General features: G+C 65.3%; 17 protein-coding genes, 1 other RNA gene and 1 pseudogene. 9 read left to right on the top strand and 10 right to left on the bottom strand.

What is annotated here, in order from left to right; translation table 11 throughout:
* The first annotated feature begins 66 nt into the window (after positions 1 to 66).
* The 3 genes from ligA (at position 67) to ffs (ending at position 3,081) form a co-directional block, all read left to right on the top strand.
* Positions 67 to 2,451 carry an NAD-dependent DNA ligase LigA gene (gene ligA, locus AC1RB9_RS17950; protein WP_003083353.1) on the top strand — a complete coding sequence of 795 codons (2,385 nt, stop codon included), beginning with the start codon at positions 67 to 69 and terminating at the stop codon, positions 2,449 to 2,451.
* 45 nt (positions 2,452 to 2,496) lie between these two features.
* Positions 2,497 to 2,874: a hypothetical protein gene (locus AC1RB9_RS17945; protein WP_003083354.1), complete on the top strand. Its 378-nt coding sequence runs from the start codon at positions 2,497 to 2,499 to the stop codon at positions 2,872 to 2,874.
* A gap of 110 nt (positions 2,875 to 2,984) precedes the next feature.
* Positions 2,985 to 3,081, top strand: an RNA gene (ffs, locus tag AC1RB9_RS17940) — signal recognition particle sRNA small type.
* Positions 3,082 to 3,127: 46 nt separating this feature from the next.
* On the opposite strand, the gene AC1RB9_RS17935 is transcribed toward ffs, so the two are convergent.
* Entirely contained in the window at positions 3,128 to 3,994 is an 867-nt protein-coding gene (locus AC1RB9_RS17935; protein WP_079275379.1) for a substrate-binding periplasmic protein, read from the bottom strand.
* 36 nt (positions 3,995 to 4,030) lie between these two features.
* On the opposite strand from AC1RB9_RS17935, the gene dnaX reads away from it, so the two are divergent.
* The 4 genes from dnaX (at position 4,031) to AC1RB9_RS17915 (ending at position 8,412) form a co-directional block, all read left to right on the top strand.
* Complete coding sequence (dnaX, locus tag AC1RB9_RS17930; RefSeq protein WP_003449826.1) at positions 4,031 to 6,094, top strand: DNA polymerase III subunit gamma/tau; 2,064 nt, start codon at positions 4,031 to 4,033, stop codon at positions 6,092 to 6,094.
* A gap of 45 nt (positions 6,095 to 6,139) precedes the next feature.
* Positions 6,140 to 6,466: a YbaB/EbfC family nucleoid-associated protein gene (locus AC1RB9_RS17925; protein WP_003087236.1), complete on the top strand. Its 327-nt coding sequence runs from the start codon at positions 6,140 to 6,142 to the stop codon at positions 6,464 to 6,466.
* Positions 6,467 to 6,544: 78 nt separating this feature from the next.
* Positions 6,545 to 7,141: a recombination mediator RecR gene (gene recR, locus AC1RB9_RS17920; protein ID WP_003087237.1), complete on the top strand. Its 597-nt coding sequence runs from the start codon at positions 6,545 to 6,547 to the stop codon at positions 7,139 to 7,141.
* 122 nt (positions 7,142 to 7,263) lie between these two features.
* Positions 7,264 to 8,412 (top strand): acyl-CoA dehydrogenase family protein, encoded by a 1,149-nt coding sequence (locus AC1RB9_RS17915; RefSeq protein WP_003449829.1) that lies wholly within the window; start codon positions 7,264 to 7,266, stop codon positions 8,410 to 8,412.
* A 12-nt stretch (positions 8,413 to 8,424) separates the two neighbouring features.
* On the opposite strand, the gene AC1RB9_RS17910 is transcribed toward AC1RB9_RS17915, so the two are convergent.
* From AC1RB9_RS17910 to AC1RB9_RS17900, 3 genes are all read right to left on the bottom strand, one after another.
* On the bottom strand, positions 8,425 to 8,964 hold the full coding sequence (locus AC1RB9_RS17910; RefSeq protein WP_003103931.1) for a CbrC family protein: 540 nt from the start codon (positions 8,962 to 8,964) through the stop codon (positions 8,425 to 8,427).
* Between the two features lie 73 nt (positions 8,965 to 9,037).
* Positions 9,038 to 9,925, bottom strand: a complete 888-nt coding sequence (locus AC1RB9_RS17905; RefSeq protein ID WP_003103932.1) for an SDR family NAD(P)-dependent oxidoreductase — start codon at positions 9,923 to 9,925, stop codon at positions 9,038 to 9,040.
* Entirely contained in the window at positions 9,922 to 11,505 is a 1,584-nt protein-coding gene (locus AC1RB9_RS17900) for a flavin-containing monooxygenase (RefSeq protein WP_003121915.1), read from the bottom strand. Before AC1RB9_RS17900 ends, AC1RB9_RS17905 begins: the two co-directional genes overlap by 4 nt.
* A gap of 92 nt (positions 11,506 to 11,597) precedes the next feature.
* On the opposite strand from AC1RB9_RS17900, the pseudogene AC1RB9_RS17895 reads away from it, so the two are divergent.
* Positions 11,598 to 11,795: pseudogene (locus AC1RB9_RS17895) on the top strand (TetR family transcriptional regulator); the annotation flags it as partial.
* A gap of 525 nt (positions 11,796 to 12,320) precedes the next feature.
* Here the strand turns inward: AC1RB9_RS17895 and mdtI are convergent.
* From mdtI to anr, 5 genes are all read right to left on the bottom strand, one after another.
* Positions 12,321 to 12,650, bottom strand: coding sequence for a multidrug/spermidine efflux SMR transporter subunit MdtI (gene mdtI / locus AC1RB9_RS17890; protein ID WP_003103934.1), 330 nt, complete (start codon positions 12,648 to 12,650; stop codon positions 12,321 to 12,323).
* A complete protein-coding gene (locus tag AC1RB9_RS17885) occupies positions 12,644 to 13,012 on the bottom strand; it encodes a multidrug/spermidine efflux SMR transporter subunit MdtJ (RefSeq protein WP_003449833.1) in 369 nt (122 codons plus the stop codon). Before AC1RB9_RS17885 ends, mdtI begins: the two co-directional genes overlap by 7 nt.
* 408 nt (positions 13,013 to 13,420) lie before the next feature.
* Positions 13,421 to 14,257, bottom strand: a complete 837-nt coding sequence (locus AC1RB9_RS17880) for a metal-dependent hydrolase (protein WP_003087258.1) — start codon at positions 14,255 to 14,257, stop codon at positions 13,421 to 13,423.
* Between the two features lie 239 nt (positions 14,258 to 14,496).
* A complete protein-coding gene (locus AC1RB9_RS17875; protein ID WP_003087259.1) occupies positions 14,497 to 15,045 on the bottom strand; it encodes an adenine phosphoribosyltransferase in 549 nt (182 codons plus the stop codon).
* Positions 15,046 to 15,130: 85 nt separating this feature from the next.
* The gene (gene anr, locus AC1RB9_RS17870; RefSeq protein ID WP_003087262.1) at positions 15,131 to 15,865 is read right to left on the bottom strand and encodes a transcriptional regulator Anr; all 735 of its coding nucleotides are present in this window, start codon (positions 15,863 to 15,865) and stop codon (positions 15,131 to 15,133) included.
* Between the two features lie 245 nt (positions 15,866 to 16,110).
* Here anr and AC1RB9_RS17865 point away from each other — a divergent pair, with 245 nt between their 5' ends.
* On the top strand, positions 16,111 to 16,578 hold the full coding sequence (locus AC1RB9_RS17865) for a hypothetical protein (protein WP_003103936.1): 468 nt from the start codon (positions 16,111 to 16,113) through the stop codon (positions 16,576 to 16,578).
* A gap of 48 nt (positions 16,579 to 16,626) precedes the next feature.
* On the opposite strand, the gene hemN is transcribed toward AC1RB9_RS17865, so the two are convergent.
* On the bottom strand, positions 16,627 to 18,009 hold the full coding sequence (gene hemN / locus AC1RB9_RS17860; RefSeq protein WP_003087267.1) for an oxygen-independent coproporphyrinogen III oxidase: 1,383 nt from the start codon (positions 18,007 to 18,009) through the stop codon (positions 16,627 to 16,629).
* Positions 18,010 to 18,036 lie beyond the last annotated feature (27 nt).

Here is an 18,036-nt window from a genome sequence, read left to right as displayed (position 1 = left end):
ACGGGAGGGGGCGAACTACTCTATAGAGCAGCCGAGGCTGCTCTTTTCGTTTCACGGACTCCCACCATGACCGACACCCAGGCTGCCGCCGAACGCATCGCGCAACTGCGAACCGAACTGGACACCCACAATTACCGTTACTACGTGCTCGACGAACCGAGCATTCCCGACGCCGAATACGATCGCCTGTTCCGCGAGTTGCAGGCGCTGGAGGCCGAGTACCCGCAACTGCTGACGCCCGACTCGCCGACCCAGCGGGTCAGCGGCACGCCGGCCTCGGCGTTCGGCGAAGTGCGCCATGAGATCCCCATGCTCAGCCTCGGCAACGCCTTCGAGGAGCAGGACCTGCTGGACTTCGACCGCCGCGTACGCGAAGGACTGGCCGACCTGTTGCCTGGCGGCGACCTGCTCGGCGGTGGCGCGGAGGTCGAGTACAGTTGCGAGCCGAAGCTGGACGGCCTGGCCGTCAGCCTGCTCTACGAGCGCGGCCAACTGGTGCGCGGCGCCACCCGCGGCGATGGCAGCACCGGCGAGGACATCACCAGCAACGTACGCACCATTCGCAACGTACCTCTGAAGCTGCATGGCGAAGGCTGGCCGGAGATCCTCGAAGTGCGCGGCGAGGTGTTCATGTCCAAGGCCGGTTTCGAGGCGCTCAACGCCAAGGCCGTGGAAACCGGCGGCAAGACCTTCGCCAACCCGCGCAACGCGGCGGCCGGCAGCCTGCGCCAGCTGGATTCGAAGATCACCGCCAGTCGCCCGCTGGAGTTCTGTGCCTACGGCTTCGGCCAAGTCAGCGGGACGCTGCCGGACACCCAGGTGGGCATCCTCGAGGCGTTCCGCGGCTGGGGTATCCCCATCAGTCGCGAGCTGCGCCTGGTCAAGGGCGCCCAGGCCTGCCGCGACTACTACGACGACATCGGTCGCCGACGCGATGCGCTGGCCTACGAGATCGACGGCGTGGTGTTCAAGGTCAACCGCATCGCCTTCCAGCGCGAACTGGGCTTCCGCGCGCGCGAGCCGCGTTGGGCGATCGCCCACAAGTTCCCCGCGCGCGAGGAGCTGACCGAGCTGCTGGGTGTCGAGTTCCAGGTCGGCCGCACCGGCGCCGTGACCCCGGTGGCACGCCTCAAGCCGGTGCAGGTGGCCGGCGTCACGGTGTCCAATGCGACCCTGCACAACATGGATGAAGTCGCCCGCCTGGGCCTGCGCATCGGCGATACGGTGGTGATCCGCCGTGCTGGCGATGTGATTCCGCAGGTCATGCAGGTGGTGCTCGAGCGCCGCCCGGCGGATGCGCAGGCTATCGAGGTGCCCGAGCATTGCCCGGTCTGCGGCTCGGCCGTGGAGCGGACCCAGTTGGTCAAGCGCAGCAAGGGCAAGGAGTCGATCAGCGAGGGCGCCATCTATCGCTGCGTCGGCCGCCTCTCCTGTCAGGCGCAGTTGAAGCAGGCGATCATCCATTTCGTATCGCGCCGGGCAATGGACATCGACGGTCTTGGCGACAAGATCGTCGAGCAACTGGTGGATCGCGGGCTGGTCGCCTCGCCGGCGGATCTCTATACCCTGACCTATGAACAGGTGTTCGAGCTGGAAGGGTTCGCCGAGCTGTCCACCAACAACCTGCTGGCGGCCATCGCCGACAGCCGCAAGCCTTCGCTGGCGCGCTTCATCTTCGCCCTGGGGATTCCCGACGTCGGCGAGGAAACCGCCAAGCTGCTGGCGCGTTCGCTGGGTTCGCTCGAGCGGATCGGCAAGGCGCTGCCGGAAGTGTTGACCTACCTGCCGGACGTCGGCGCCGAGGTGGCCTACGAGATCCACAACTTCTTCGCCGACGAGCACAACCGCCAGGTGATCGCCCAGTTGCGCGATGCCGAACATGGCGTGCAGTTGCAGGAAGAGGGCGAGGTCGCCGCGGAGTTCGCCGCTTGTGCCTCGCTGGCCGGTTTCATCGACAAGCTGAACATTCCCTTCATCGCCGCCACCGGCGCGGAAAAGCTGGCCAGCCGCTTCGGTTCGCTCGACGGCATCATCCGCGCCGACTGGCTCGATCTACGCCAGGTGGAGCGTCTGCCCGAGCGAGCGGCGAAAAGCCTGCGCGATTTCTTCGACGAGCCGGCCAACGTGCAGCGTGCCCTGGCCATCGAGGCGCAGTTGCGTGAGTTCGGCATGCATTGGCAGAGCGAGCGCAAGGCGGTCGAAGGCCTGCCTCTGGCCGGGCAGACCTGGGTGCTGACCGGCACCTTGGAGGCGATGAGCCGGGACGTGGCCAAGGACAAGCTGGAAGGGCTCGGCGCCAAGGTGGCCGGCTCGGTGTCGGCCAAGACCCACTGCGTGGTCGCCGGGCCCGGCGCCGGCTCGAAGCTGGCCAAGGCCAACGAGCTGGGCGTGAAGGTGCTCGACGAAGACGGCCTGCTGAAACTGTTCGACGAGCACGGCGTCGCCCGCTGAAGCGGCGGCGCTGCTGCGAAAGATTTCCGAAGACTGGAGTTAACGATGGACAAGGCAAGAAAGCAGCGGTTGCTGGGCGTGCTCGCATTGGTGGTGCTGTTCGGCGCCTACGTGGGTTGGAGCGAGCGGCCGCGCATCCTGCTGCATTACAGTGGCCAGGCTTCGGCGCCGATCGCCTACAGCTACAAGGAGCAGGGCGTGGAAACCTTCTCCGGGGAGATCCGGCCCGGCCAGGTCCGCGAGTTTCCGGTGAAGCTGTTCGGCGGCAGCGATTACCGGATCGCCTTCTCCTTCCATCGCGGTGAGGAGAAGTATGCGTCGTTCAGCACCAAGCCGGGCTGGGGCACCCTGGACCTGTATGTCGATACCGAGCTGAGCGTATCGACCCAGCCGCCGCCGGAGGGTCTGATCCAGCAGCAATGAACCGCTTTCGCGAAATGGATTGCAAACGTAAGTGCTTGAAGTGGTTGTAACTTACGCGCAAGCCGGTAGAATGGCGCGGCCTACCCGAGGGTAGGCTGCAATGGTGGCCCTGTCGGTCCCCCCGCAACGATTACCCGTCAACCTGGTCAGGTCCGGAAGGAAGCAGCCACAGCGGGAACATCGTGTGCCGGGGTGTGGCTGGCGGGGCCGCCTCCATTTCAGGCCCGCCATTTTCCGCACGCCGCCGCCGCTCTTATCGGTAGCGCTGCAGTATCTCCTCGATCTCTCCGCTGCGCTTCATTTCCTCGAACGTCTTCAGTATCGCTTCCACCGGAACCTCTGCGGAGTCCCGCACCATGCAGCTCACCGCCGTCTCTTCGAGCTGCGCGGCTTCCTGGAGTGGCGGCTGCCCCGGCGCCTGGCGGTTGCTCCAGTGCAGCGACAGTTGATGGCTGACCGCGTAGCGGTAGCGGCCGGCGCGCAGCTTTTCCAGCACCAGATCCTGGGTGCGCGCATCGTCGCGGCGCAGTCGGCCGATGTCGAACAGCGCTTGCAAGCGGGGATAGCTGTAGCCAAGGACGGTACCGATACGCTGGGCCGGCAGCGCCTCGGGAATCGGCGCGAAGCCTTCGCGGGCGACCAGGATGTCGCGTTGCACCAGCAGCGCGACGCTCCAGCGATAGCCGGGGAGGTCGTGGCTGAGCCAGGCGGGGCTGATGTAGCAGCGGACATCGATTTCGCCAGCGTTCATCGCCTGCTCGATGCGCCCGCGCGGGTAGGGGTGGTAGAGCGCCTTGCGGCCGACCTGCCGGGCAAGGGAGCGGGTGATGTCGTAGACGATGCCGTCGATCGGCTGGCCCCGTTGCAGGCGGACCAACGGCATGCTCCAGCTTTCCATCACCGAGAAGCGCAATGGCGTCGCGTCGGTCTCCGCGGCCGTCGCTGGCAGGGCCGCGAGCAACTGCAGCAGGAGCAGCGCAGGTGCGCCGAAATGAGGCATGAACGATGTCAGGGAAGGTAGAGTCATTGCCACCGACGAGGGCTGCTGAAGGGCCAGGGGAATTCTTAGCACGCAGTTTGCCAAGTCGGCGAGCGCAGAAGGGGTAAATTGCGCTAGCATTGGCCGACTTGTGCTTCCCTTCTGCGACGGTTTTCGATGAGTTATCAAGTTCTTGCGCGTAAATGGCGTCCCCGTTCCTTCCGTGAAATGGTCGGCCAGACCCATGTGCTCAAGGCTCTGATCAACGCCCTGGACAACCAGCGGCTGCACCATGCCTACCTGTTCACCGGTACCCGCGGGGTCGGCAAGACCACCATCGCGCGGATCCTGGCCAAGTGCCTGAACTGCGAGACCGGGGTCAGCTCCACGCCGTGCGGCGAATGCTCGGTCTGTCGCGAAATCGACGAAGGCCGCTTCGTCGACCTGATCGAAGTGGACGCCGCGAGCCGGACCAAGGTCGAGGATACCCGCGAGCTGCTCGACAACGTGCAGTACTCGCCGACCCGCGGACGCTACAAGGTCTACCTGATCGACGAAGTGCACATGCTCTCGTCGCACAGTTTCAATGCGCTGCTCAAGACCCTCGAGGAGCCGCCGCCGCACGTCAAGTTCCTGCTGGCCACCACCGACCCGCAGAAGTTGCCGGTGACCATCCTCTCGCGCTGTCTGCAGTTCTCCCTGAAGAACATGCCGCCGGAGCGGGTGGTCGAGCACCTGACCCACGTGCTCGGAGCCGAGAACGTGCCCTTCGAGGATGACGCCCTGTGGTTGCTCGGGCGCGCCGCCGACGGCTCGATGCGTGACGCCATGAGCCTGACCGACCAGGCCATCGCCTTCGGCGAGGGCAAGGTGCTGGCCGCAGACGTGCGGGCGATGCTCGGTACCCTCGATCACGGCCAGGTCTATGGCGTGCTCCAGGCCTTGCTGGAGGGCGATGCGCGCGCCCTGCTCGAAGCGGTGCGCCACCTGGCCGAGCAGGGCCCGGACTGGGGCGGCGTGCTTGCCGAAATACTCAACGTGCTGCACCGCGTCGCGATCGCCCAGGCCCTGCCGGAAGCGATCGACAATGGCCAGGGCGACCGCGAGCGGGTGCTGGCCCTGGCCCAGGCGTTGCCGGCGGAAGACGTACAGTTCTATTACCAGATGGGCCTGATCGGCCGCCGCGACCTGCCGCTGGCGCCCGATCCGCGTAGCGGCTTCGAGATGGTGTTGCTGCGGATGCTCGCGTTCCGCCCGGCGGACGCCGACGGCGTGCCGAGGACGCCGCTAAAGGACCTGGGGATCAGCAAGGCCACGACTGATCCCGCCAACTCCCCCGTGGCCGGCGCGGCCTCGCCTGCGCCGGTCGCTACCGTTGCTCCCGCGCCTGTCGTGGCTGCGCCCGTCGAAGCCCCGGCTGCCCCGCCGGCAGCGCCATCCGCGCCGCCGGCGGCGGTCGAGGCGCGCGTCACGGAAGCGGTTGTCGAAGAGCCCGCCGCCGCGGCAGAGGTCGTCGACTTGCCCTGGGAAGAGCCGGCGCCGAGCCTCGCTGCCGAGCCCGAGCCCGAGCCCGAGCCCGAGCCCGAGCCCGAGCCCGAGCCGCTAGCCGTGGAGGCTCCCTCGGTCCCTCCGGCAGTGGCGGTCGAGGCGGTGGTGGAAACCGTTCTGGAAGCCCTGCCGGCTGCGTTGCCGGTAGCACCTGACGAGCAGGACGAGCAGGACGACGAGCCACCGCCCGCAGACGACTACTACGAAGTCGACATGGATACCCTGGCCTACCTGGATGCCGCGCCCGAGCCTGACGTGGTCGTGGTGGAGGAGCCGCTGCCGGCGGCGAAGCCGGCCACCGGCCTGGCCGCGGAGTGGCTGGAGCTGTTCCCGCGGCTCGGCCTCGGCGGCCTGACCGCCAGCATCGGTGCCAACTGTACGCTGGTAGCTGCCGACGGCGACCACTGGCATCTGCATCTCGATCCGGGCCAGAGCGCGCTGTTCAACGCCACCCAGCAGCGGCGGCTGAACGATGCGCTGAACCAGCACCTGGGGCGCACCCTCAAACTGGAGGTGACCCTGCAGAAGCCTGAGCAGGAGACCCCGGCTCAGGCAGCGGCACGCCGGCGTGCCGAGCGCCAGCGGGCGGCCGAGGCATCGATCGATGCCGACCCGTTGGTCCGGCAGTTGCGCGAGCAGTTCGCCGCGGTGGTCCGTGACGGTACCATCGAACCTTTGGAAGCCAAGGCCTGACCGGCGCTTGGCGCACGCAACAAGACGACATTCGAGGTGAAGAACATGATGAAAGGTGGCATGGCCGGCCTGATGAAGCAGGCGCAGCAGATGCAGGAAAAGATGCAGAAGATGCAGGAAGAACTGGCCAACGCCGAAGTGACCGGGCAATCCGGCGCCGGTCTGGTCAGCGTGGTGATGACCGGGCGCCACGACGTCAAGCGCGTCAGCCTGGACGACAGCCTGATGCAGGAAGACAAGGAAATCCTCGAAGACCTGATCGCGGCCGCGGTCAACGATGCGGTGCGCAAGATCGAGCAGAACAACCAGGAAAAGATGTCCGGCTTCACCTCGGGCATGCAACTGCCGCCCGGCTTCAAGATGCCCTTCTGATCCCGCGTTCGTGCCGGGTCCGCCTTCTTCGGACGGCGCCCGGCAGCCATTCCCCTCCCTCTATCCGACGAGTCCTGCATGAGTTTCAGCCCGCTGATCCGCCAACTGATCGAGTCCCTGCGCATTCTTCCCGGTGTCGGGCAGAAGTCGGCCCAGCGCATGGCGCTGATGCTGCTGGAGCGCGATCGCAGCGGCGGCCTGAAGCTGGCCCAGGCGTTGACCGCCGCGATGGAAGGGGTCGGTCATTGCCGGCAGTGCCGTACCCTCAGCGAGGAGGAGTTGTGCCCGCAGTGCGCCGACCCGCGACGCGACGACTCGCTGCTCTGCGTGGTGGAAGGCCCGCTGGACGTATTCGCGGTGGAGCAGACCGGCTACCGCGGCCGCTATTTCGTGCTCAAGGGACACCTGTCGCCGCTCGACGGCCTGGGGCCGGAGGCGATCGGCATTCCCGAACTGGAAGCGCGGATCAGGGACGGAGCCTTCAGCGAGGTGATCCTCGCCACCAACCCCACCGTCGAAGGCGAGGCCACCGCCCACTATATCGCCCAGCTACTGGCCGGCCGCGGCCTGACCTTGTCGCGTATCGCCCATGGCGTGCCGCTGGGCGGCGAGCTGGAGCTGGTCGATGGCGGCACCTTGGCCCACGCCCTGGCCGGACGGCGGCCGATCTCCTGAGCTCTGTGCCTCCCGTATCCGTAGGACGGGCGGCCTATACGCCCTCGCCGATGGCCAGTTTCCCGTATTGAAAACCAAGCAAGCGCTAGGTAAGTTCTGAGGCTCCCATCAGGAGCCCGGCCATGACTGACTTCCAGCAGTACTTCGACGAGTCCCATCAACTGATCCGGGATTCGGTGCGCCGTTTCGTCGAGCGCGAGGTGTTGCCGTACATCGATGAATGGGAGGAGGCCGAGGAATTTCCCCGCGAACTCTATCTCAAGGCCGGCGCGGTCGGGATCCTCGGCATCGGCTACCCGGAAGCCTACGGCGGCAGTTGCGAAGGCGATCTGTTCGCCAAGGTGGCGGCCAGCGAAGAGCTCATGCGCTGCGGTTCCGGCGGCTTGGTCGCCGGGTTGGGATCGCTGGATATCGGCTTGCCTCCGGTGGTCAAGTGGGCCCGTCCCGAGGTGCGCGAGCGGGTAGTGCCGGCGGTGCTGCGCGGCGAGAAGATCATGGCCCTGGCGGTCACCGAGCCCTCTGGCGGCTCCGACGTGGCCAACCTGAAGACCCGTGCGGTGCGCGATGGCGATCACTATCGCGTCAGCGGCAGCAAGACCTTCATCACCAGCGGCGTGCGCGCGGACTACTACACGGTGGCGGTGCGTACCGGCGGCGAGGGTTTCGCCGGCATCAGCCTGCTGCTGGTGGAGAAGGGCACTGCCGGGTTCAGTGTCGGCCGCAAGCTGAAGAAGATGGGCTGGTGGGCGTCGGATACCGCCGAACTGTTCTTCGACGACTGCCGGGTGCCTGCGGAAAACCTCATCGGCGTGGAGAATGCCGGCTTCGCCTGCATCATGGCCAATTTCCAGAGCGAGCGCCTGGCCCTGGCGGTGATGGCCAACATGACCGCGCAACTGGCTCTGGAGGAGTCGCTGCGCTGGGCGCGCGAGCGAGAAGCGTTCGGCAAGCCGATCGGCAAGTTCCAGGTGCTGCGCCATCGTCTCGCGGAAATGGCCACGCAACTGGAGGTTTCCCGGGAGTTCACCTATCGCCAGGCAGCGAAGATGGCCGCCGGCAAGAGCGTGATCAAGGAGATATCGATGGCCAAGAACTTCGCCACCGATGTCGCCGATCGCCTGACCTATGATGCCGTGCAGGTGCTCGGCGGCATGGGCTACATGCGCGAAAGCCTGGTGGAGCGGCTGTATCGCGACAACCGGATTCTCTCCATCGGCGGCGGTTCGCGGGAAATCATGAACGAGATCATCGGCAAGCAGATGGGGTTGTAGGGCCGCGTTCTATCAGGTGAAGTCCAGGTCGTAATGCGCCTGGCCACAGTGCAGGCAGTCGAAGCGGTAGATGGCCGGATTGCCGCCGGGCGTATAGGCGTCGACGAGGCGTTGCCAGGTGATAGCCGGCCAGGCGAAATCGGCGAAGCGCTGCGCCAGGCCCTCGGCTCCCAGTTGCCCGATTTCCTCACGCCCCGCGTCGCCGCGAAAGGCGCAGGCATCCTCGCAGCAAACCAGCCAGCGCTCCTGCTGCCAGGAGGTGTAGCCGGGCGTGCGCTCGCAGACTTCGGTGACGATATCCGCGGCGACGCCGGCGTCGAGCAGCGGATAGTCGTCGGAAAAGCTCGCTTCGTAGCGCGCGGCCGCGCTGCCGTCGGCTATGCACCAGGGGCAAAGGCTGCCGGGCGGCAACTCGTGGCGGGAATAGGGCGAACCGGTGTAGACGTAGCCACGAGCCTTGCCACAGCACTGGCAGGTGGTGGCGGAAGCCTCGATGCTGCCGCTGGCGAGCGGTTCGGGATGGTAGCGGAAGTGAGGAAGGGGAGGGTTCATGACGGCCGTACCCTGGAGACTGGCCGTCGAGTATGACGTGCCGGGCAGCCTAGCGGCTACCCGGCGGGCCTGTTCACTCGCTGGCTTCGCGGGCGCCCTGGGGGCTCTTCGGGCGCGGCGCGAAGCGCGCTGCCAGGCGCATGCTGGCGGTGACCAGGCGCTGGTAGAGCACTGGTGCCAGGCGCAGCATCACGTCGATCGCGTGGGCGTCGGTGCCGATCAGGATGCGCCGGCTGTCGCGCTGCACGCCGCGCAGGATGACCTGGGCGGCCTTCTCCGGGGTGGTCCGCAGCAACTGGTCGTTGAATTGCTCGCGAGCCTTGTCCGGAGCCTGGCCGGTGACCTTGGCCATGCTCTCGTTCATTCGCGCGGTCTTGGCGATGTTGGTCTTGATCCCGCCGGGATGCACGCAACTGGCGGAGACGCCGGAGTCCTCCATGTCCAGTTCCTGGCGCAACGACTCGGTGAAGCCGCGCACCGCGTACTTGGTGGCGTTGTAGGCGCTCATGCCGGGCTGGGCGAACAGCCCGAAGACGCTGGAGACATTGACCACGTGGCCGTTGCCGGAGGCCTTCAGGTGCGGAAGGAACGCCTTGGTACCGTTCACCACGCCCCAGAAGTTGATGTTCATGATCCACTCGTATTCCGAGTAGTCGCTGCCTTCCACGGTACCTGCGTGGGCGACGCCCGCGTTGTTGAAGATCAGGTTCACCCGGCCATGTTCGCTGGCCGCCTTGTCGGCCCAGGCCTGCACCTGCTCGCGGTCGGCCACGTCGACGACCGCGGTGGAGACGCGTACCCCGCTGCTGGCGAGCAATTGGCGGGTTTCCTCGAGAGCTGCGGCATTGACGTCGGCCAGGGCCAGGTGACAACCCTGCCTGCCCAGCTCCACGGCCAGGGCGCGACCGATGCCCGAGCCTGCGCCGGTGATGGCGGCGACTTTGTTTTCGAACGACTTCATGCGGGTACCCCTTCGGCCTGTTGGCGGGCTTCGTTGCTCAGGGCGGCGAGCGGTGTCGTGGTGAGGTGGTAGGCGGAGGCGTCGAACTGCCGGGTCAGGGCACGGAAGCGCCAGGTGAATCCCGGCCACAGGGTGCAGTTGCGGCCGCTGACCGGATGCAGGTACCAGCTCTTGCAACCGCCCACGCTCCAGACGCTGCGGTCCAGCTTGCGCTGGAGGTATTCGTTGTAGCGTTCCTGCACCGGGGCCTTGACCTCGAGACTGAGCAGTTCGCGGCGCTTCATCAGCTTCAGCGCATCGAGGACGTAGGCGATCTGCGACTCGATCATGTAGACCATCGAGTTGTGGCCGAGGCCGGTGTTCGGTCCCATCAGGAAGAACAGGTTGGGGAAGCCCGCGGTGGTAGTGCCCTTGTAGGCTTCCGGGCCCTTGGTCCAGCTGTCCAGCAGGTCGCGGCCGTCGCGACCGAAGACCACTCCGCGGGGGATAGGGTCGTTGGCGGTGAAGCCGGTACCGAAGATGATCGCGTCGACCTCGCGTTCCCGGCCGTTGCCGTCGACGATTCCATTGGCGGTGACGGCGCGGATGCCTTCGGTGATCACCGTGGAGTTGGCGGCAGCCAGGGCAGGGTAGTAGTTGTGCGACATGAGGATGCGCTTGCAGCCGATGGTGTAGTCCGGCGTGACCTTGCGGCGCAGTTCCGGATCCTTGATCTGCTTGTGGATGTGGCGGATCGCCAGGCGCTGCACCAGCTTCATTACCTGCGGGGCGAAGGTGAAGCCCAGCACCCGCCCTTCGAGCAGGCTGTAGAGGCCGCCGCGCCAGAGCTTCTGCACCAGCGGGAAGCGCCGGAAGCGCCGGCGCTCGGTTTCGCTGATTGCCCGGTCGGGTTTGGGCAGGATCCATGGCGGAGTGCGCTGGTAGAGATCGAGCGCGGCCACCAGCGGCTGGATCTCCGGGACGAACTGGATCGCCGAGGCGCCGGTGCCGATCACCGCCACGCGCTTGCCCTTGAGGTCGTAGTCATGGTCCCACTGCTGGGAATGGAAGACCTTGCCCTGGAAGTTCTCCAGGCCATCGAGGCGTGGATAGGCCGGGGTGGACAGGCCGCCCATGCCGGAAACCACGGCGTTCGCGGTGTAATGGTTGCCCTGGGCGTCATGCAGGTGCCAGAGGCTTTGCCGCTCGTCCCAGGCCAGTTTGCCGATCTCGGTGTTCAGCAGGGTCTTTTCCTGCAAGCGGTATTTTTCCCAGCACTTCTCCAGATAGGCGCGGATTTCCGGCTGGCGGGCGAACATCCGCGTCCACTCCGGGTTCGCTTCGAAGGAGAAGGAATAGACGTGGGATTGCACGTCGCAGGCGCAACCAGGGTAGTTGTTGACTCTCCAGGTGCCGCCGACGCCGGCGTCCTTTTCGAAGATCAGGAAGTCGTCCTCGCCTTCCTGGCGGAGACGGATCGCCATCCCCAGCCCGGAGAAACCGGTGCCGATGATGGCGACCTTGCAGTGCCGGGCGGCGGCAGGGGTGGGTTGGGTACTCATGGCCAAGCTCCTGTTATGATTGTTTGCTGGCGTATACACTCGTCTACCTGCGAATGTAGACATCTGTATACTTCAGGGTCAAGCCAACCTTAGGTAGGGTCGGCGCGGCGCAACGGCCGAACTTGTGGCGCATGGAAACAACCAGGTGGAACATGAGCGATATGAACGAAACGAAGGACAGGGTTGCCGACGCTCCCGGCAAACGCGCCTTGCTGGAGGCGGCCTTGCGCCTGGGCAGCAGCAGCCGCAGCCTGGGGGCCATCGGCTTGCGCGAGCTGGCGCGCGAGGCGGGCCTGAATCCGAACACCTTCTATCGGCATTTCCGCGATATCGACGATCTTGGCCTGACCATGATCCGCGACATCTCTACCCAGCTGCGCCAGCCGCTGCGCCAGCTTCGCCGCGAGGCCGCGACTCGTGCGGCGCCCGGCGCCCGAGCGCAGACGACGCCGTTCGGGCTGGACCTGGAAAGGGGGCGGCGGGTCTGCCGGGAGACGGTGCGGCTGTTCTTCGACTTCGTGGAGAGCAATCCCGCCGCGTTCATCGTCGGCGTGCGCGAACTGCATGGGGCTTCGCCGGTGCTGCGTGGTGCCCTGCGTCAGATCATGGATGAGTTCGCCGAGGACATGTCGGAGGACATCATCGAATTCAGGTTGTTGCCGGCGGTGAGCGAGGCGACCATCCGTCGCCTCTCCAGCCTGATCGGCCGCCAGCTGTTTCAGTTGTCGCTGGACTATATCGGCCAGCCGGAGCGGCGTCGGGAAATCTGCGCCCTGGGTGAGGAACAGATACTGCTGTTGTTCACCGGCGCCGCGGTCCTGCAGATGATGGGCGTTTCGTTGGACGCCGAGGCGTCAGGCCAGCTTGAGCAGGCTCATGCCGGCCAGCAGCAGCAACAGGCCGAGCCAGCCGCGCCAGGCCAGGCGCTGGCCGAACAGCGCCCAGCCCATGGCGACGGTGGCGAGGATGCCGAAGCCGCCCCAGATCGCATAGGCGAGTGACAGCTCGATGTCCTTCACCGCCTGCGCCAGCGCGGTGAAGGCGGCCATCACGCAGAGGATCGAGGCGATCCCGAGGCCGCGCCTGCGGAAACCGTCGGAGTATTTCAACAGCAGGTTGGCGACGACCTCGAGGGCGATTGCCAGGCCGAGCCAGGCGAAGGGAATCCAGTTCAGGGTCAGCATGTGACGGCCTCCCCACGGGGCTGTGCCGGCGTGCCGCTGGCGTTGCGGGTGCCGGACTTGATCAGCAGGATGCCGGCGATCATCACGCCGAGGCCGACGGCCTTGTACAGGCCGATGCTTTCGTCCAGCCAGGCGACGCTGACCGCCGTGATCAGGACGATGCCAATGCCTTCCCAAAGGGCGTAGGCGACTCCGACGGGGACACGCTTGACCGCCAGGGCGAGGAAGAAATAGGACAGGCCGATCATCCCGTACATCAGCAGCATGCCTGCGACAGGGGCGTGGGTGGCGGCCAGTTTCATCGAGGTGGTGCCGATCACTTCGGCGCCGATAGCCAGTAACAGATAGATCCAGGAACGCATGTTGCCCTCCCATGGGCACCGCGGAATGGAGGCCGCGGCCAAAGATGACGAAGAGCGGTGGCGAGGGGCGGGAAAGACCGCGAAGCGCAGGGGCGGTCGCCACCGACAGCAGGTGTCGAGGGAGGGAGCTAGAGGTCGCCGGTCCAGTGACGCTCGCGGGAGACCAGACGGGAAGTGGGGAGAGGTAATGCCTTAGTGTTCAACATAATGAACATGATATTACCTCAGGGCATCGTAAAAAGCCAATCGATAGGAATTGACTAATTATTTCCTCCGTAAAATGGCGGATTCAGGAACGGTAGTCGAAACGGAGGCTTTTCCGTGTGCAATATCCTGTTCTTCTCTCGAATAAGAAACGCCAGGCGGGGCCTGGCGTCGGGGGCGGAGCGGCACTGGCGGAGGCGGGCTTCAATCGGCGAAGGCCAGTTTGTCCTTCCAGTATTTCTCCAGTTTCGCGGTGTCGTGGTCGCTGGGGTGGAAGCCCGGCCGGTAGTAGTCCAGGTAGGGCAGCAGCAGGCGGGTGAAGAAGCCCTTGCGCAGGCCGAACAGGGTGCCCAGGCCATGCTTCCAGGAGCGCCAGTTGAACAATTGGCCGTCCTTGCGTAGCAGGTCGAGCTGGAACCAGCCGATGACGCCGAAGAACATCAGGGTGGTCAGCATCATCACCAGAACCCGGGTGAAGTAGCCGCCGTAGACTTTCTGGTACACATCGTAGGCGACATTCTTGTGTTCGTTCTCCTCGATGGCATGCCACATCCACAGCTTGTACATCTTCGGCGACTGCATCTGGATGGTCAGGTCTTCGCGCTTGAGCAACTGCGCGGCCATGGTCGCGGTGAAATGCTCGAGGGCGCAGGTGATCGCCAGCTGGTGTTTCCTGGTGGTGACCTTGCTGACGTTTTCCAGCAGGACCTTGATCCGCAGTTCGAGGCACTCCAGGTCGACCCCGTGCTCCTCGGCATATTCGTTGTAGGCGGCATGCTCCTTGGAGTGCATCGCCTCCTGGCCGATGAAGGCGCTGACGTCCTTCTTCAGTTGCGGATCCTCCAGGCGGTCGCGCACCGCGCGGACGCTATCGACGAAGAATTTTTCGCCGTAGGGGAAGAGCGAGGACAGGTTGTTCATGAACTGGGTCATGAAGGGTTGGCCGTCCCACCAGTACTTCGGGGTTTCGCTGAAGCTGAAATCCATCCGCCGCACGGGGAAATTGGCGCGAACCGGGGAGGCGGTGCCAGTGGCAGTCATGGCTAACTCCTTTTGTTGTTCTGGGGAGGGGAAACGCACAGGTTTCCTCGGGTTCCCTATGGCGAGTTCGCTATAACACCTCTGAATGTGTCATTAGCTGATGTAATTATTGCAGGATTGTCCAACAGCGGGAGGTCATTCCTGGCCATTTCGAAGTCATTAATGGCCAGGTCGGCTCGACCAGACGGAAGATGGGGCGCAAGGAGCGAGCGCGGGGCGCCAGGGCGCCCCCCGGCGTATCAACGCTCGTCGAGAGCGAACGCGGTGAGACTGAAGGTGGAGATGCCGGCGTCCTGCAGGCGAGTGGAGCCGCCGAGTTCCGGCAGGTCGATGATCGCCGCGGCCTCGAAGACCCTGGCCCCGAGGCGTCGTACCAGGCTCGCGGCCGCCAGCAGGGTCCCGCCGGTGGCGATGAGGTCGTCGAAGATCAGTACGCTGTCGCCTTCGCAGAGGCTGTCGGCATGTACTTCGAGGAAGGCCTCGCCGTATTCGGTCTGGTAGCCCTCGGCGAGTACGTCGGCGGGTAGCTTGCCCTGCTTGCGGAACAGGACCAGCGGCTTGTTCAGCGCATAGGCCACCGCCGAGCCGATGAGGAAGCCGCGGGCATCCATGGCGCCGATGTGGCTGAAATCGGCCTCGATGTAGCGCTGGACGAAGCTGTCCACGGTCATGCGCAGCGCGCGTGGCGACTGGAACAGCGGGGTGATGTCGCGGAACACCACGCCGGGCTTGGGAAAGTCCGGCACGGCGCGGATCTGCGACTTGAGGGTGAACTCGTCGAAAATCATGGAAGATCCTGGGCTGGGCGTTTTTCGGGGCCCATCATACAACGGGCCCGCGCTGAGGCGGGCCCGTTGGCGGTTCGCAGGCGCTTCAGCCTTCCAGCTGGCCGCCGGCGAGGGCGCACAGCTCGATGGAGTCGAGGATGTGCACTTCCTTGCCTTCCGCGCTGATCAGGCCGTTCTGCTGGAAGCGGGTGAAGACCCGCGACACGGTTTCCACGGCCAGGCCGAGATAGTTGCCGATCTCGTTGCGCGACATGGCCAGGCGGAACTGCTGGGCGGAGAAGCCACGGGCACGGAAGCGCGCCGACAGGTTGACCAGGAAGGTGGCGATGCGCTCGTCGGCAGTCTTCTTCGACAGCAGCAGCATCATCTGCTGGTCATCGCGGATTTCCCGGCTCATCAGGCGCATCAGTTGGCGGCGCAGTTGCGGCAGCTGCTCGGACAGTTCGTCCAGGCGCTCGAAGGGAATCTCGCAGACCGAGGTGGTTTCCAGGGCCTGGGCGGATACCGGATAGGTCTCGGTATCCATCCCGGACAGGCCGACCAACTCGCTGGGCAGGTGGAAGCCGGTGATCTGCTCTTCGCCGGCATCGGTGATGCTGAAGGTTTTCAGGGCGCCGGAGCGCACGGCAAAGACCGAGCCGAAAGGATCGCCCTGGCGGAACAGGAATTCGCCTTTCTTCAGGGGACGACCGCGCTTGACGATCTCGTCCAGCGAATCCATGTCTTCCACGGTCAGCGACAGGGGGAGGCACAGCGGGGCCAGACTGCAATCCTTGCAGTGTGCTTGGGGCAGTGCGCGCACCTTGATGGTTTCGGCCATTGAGGGGTCCTTGCTAGGTTAAAGGCACAACAGGAGTAAGGGTAACGCAGCCGCGATGCGGGTGCCAGCCATAGGTCTGGCAACGACCATTTCTGACAGGCCGATGGCGTTTCCAATCAGTGACTTGCGTCAAACAACTGCGACTACCTGTCGCACCCTGTCAAGGGGCGACGAAAAGGGGGCTCAAGTTCGCGACGCGTGGGCCGATCCAATGGAAGAATTCCATTTTTCCCGGAGTGACTGGAATGTTGACCCTCAGTGGCTGGATCACCACCCAGGTGCCACCCTCGTCGCGCGCCGCCGCGGACGCCAAGGCCGCGCGGACCGGCACCGCCGAGCAGGCGGAAGACCCGGCCGCCGGCACCGACGCCGCCGATCAGCATGTACGGCTTTCCCAGGCAGGGCGCGAGCTGGCCGCCACCATGGGGGTGCCGGTGGAGGAGGAGGACGAGGATATCCCGCAGGAGTTGCGGCCGATGGTGAAGATGATCCGCCAGTTGAAGAAGAAGATCGAAGAGAAGCTCAGGGAGCTGCAGGAGGCCATGAGGTCGTCCGATCCGGGGGCGAAGGAGGCTCGCGTGCCTGAGTTGCAGAAGGAGTTGCAACAACTCAACTCCGCCCTGCAGACGGCGACGGCAGCGATGGCATCGGCCATCAAGGAGATGGGTATCAGCGACCCGGCGCTGATCATGAAGGTCATGGGCAGCCGGTAGAAGGGGCGGGGATTCACCGCCCTGTCGTGCGGGCAGGGCGGTGCGCTTTCAGATCACCCGGGAGAAGCGCTGCCGGTTGAGGCTGGGCAGGTAGCGGTCGAACAGCATGCAGATCGAACGCACCAGCAGACGTCCGGAAGACGTGATGTCGATGCCCTTGGCGTCCAGGCGGATCAGGCCGTCGGCGGCGAAGCGTTCGAGGTCGGGCCACAGCTCGGCGAAGTAACTGCGGAAGTCGATGCCGAACTCCGTCTCGATATCCTCGAAGGCCAGTTCGAAGTGGCAGATCAGTTGCTGGATCACCGCGCGCCGCACCCGGTCGTCGCTGTTGCAGTGCAGGCCGCGACGGATCGCCAACTGGCCGTTGTCGAGGCTGGTCTGGTAGTCGTTGATGTCGCTGCTGTTCTGGCTGTAGAGGTCGCCGATCTGGCTGATCGCCGAGACCCCGAGACCTACCAGGTCACAGTGCCCGTGGGTGGTGTAGCCCTGGAAATTGCGTTGCAGGGTGCCGTCTTCCTGGGCGCTGGCCAGCTCGTCGTCGGGCAGGGCGAAGTGATCCATGCCGATATAGCGGTAGCCCGCCGCGGCGAGTTGCTCGGTGGTGCGCTGGAGCATTTCCAGCTTCTGGCCCGGGCTCGGCAGGTCGTCGGCGTTGATCCGCCGCTGCGGCATGAAACGCTCGGGCAGGTGGGCGTAGTTGAACACCGAGAGGCGATCCGGCTGTAGCGCGATCACTTCGTCGACCGTGCGGGCGAAGCTGTCCGGCGTCTGTTTCGGCAGTCCGTAGATCAGGTCGAGGTTGATCGAGCGGTACTGCAGGGTGCGCGCGGCCTCGACGATGGTACGGGTCTCCTCCGGGGTCTGCATGCGGTTGACCGCCTTCTGCACCTCCATGTCGAAGTCCTGTACGCCGAGGCTGACGCGGTTGAAACCGAGTTCGCGGAGCAGGCCCATGGTCGACCAGTCGGCCTCGCGCGGGTCGATCTCGATGCCGTAGTCGCCCGAATCGTCGTCCAGCAGGTTGAGGTGGGTGCGCAATTGCGACATGAGTTCGCGCAACTGGCCGGGACTGAGGAAGGTCGGGGTTCCGCCACCGAAGTGCAGTTGCTCGACCACCTGCTCGCGGGAGAGGTGGCGGCTGACGATCTCGATCTCGCGGACCAGGCGCGCAAGGTACGGCGCGCTGCGCCCGCGATCCTTGGTGATCACCTTGTTGCAGGCGCAGTAGTAGCAGATGTTGGCGCAGAACGGGATGTGCACGTAGAGCGACAGGGGGTGTCCGGCCTTCCGGCTGTCGCGCAGGGCGTGCAACTGGTCGAACGGGCCGATGCCTTCGTGGAACTGCACGGCGGTCGGATAGGAGGTGTAACGCGGGCCGGAAAGGTCGTAGCGCCGAATCAGGTCAGCGTCCCAGCGAATGGTGTCGAGCATGCCAGAGATCCCCAGTTGGCGAGCTTT

The organism is Pseudomonas sp. 20-5 (genome assembly GCF_056782835.1).
The sequence above is the reverse complement of the archived record's forward strand: the minus strand, read 5'-3'. Positions and strand labels throughout refer to the sequence as shown.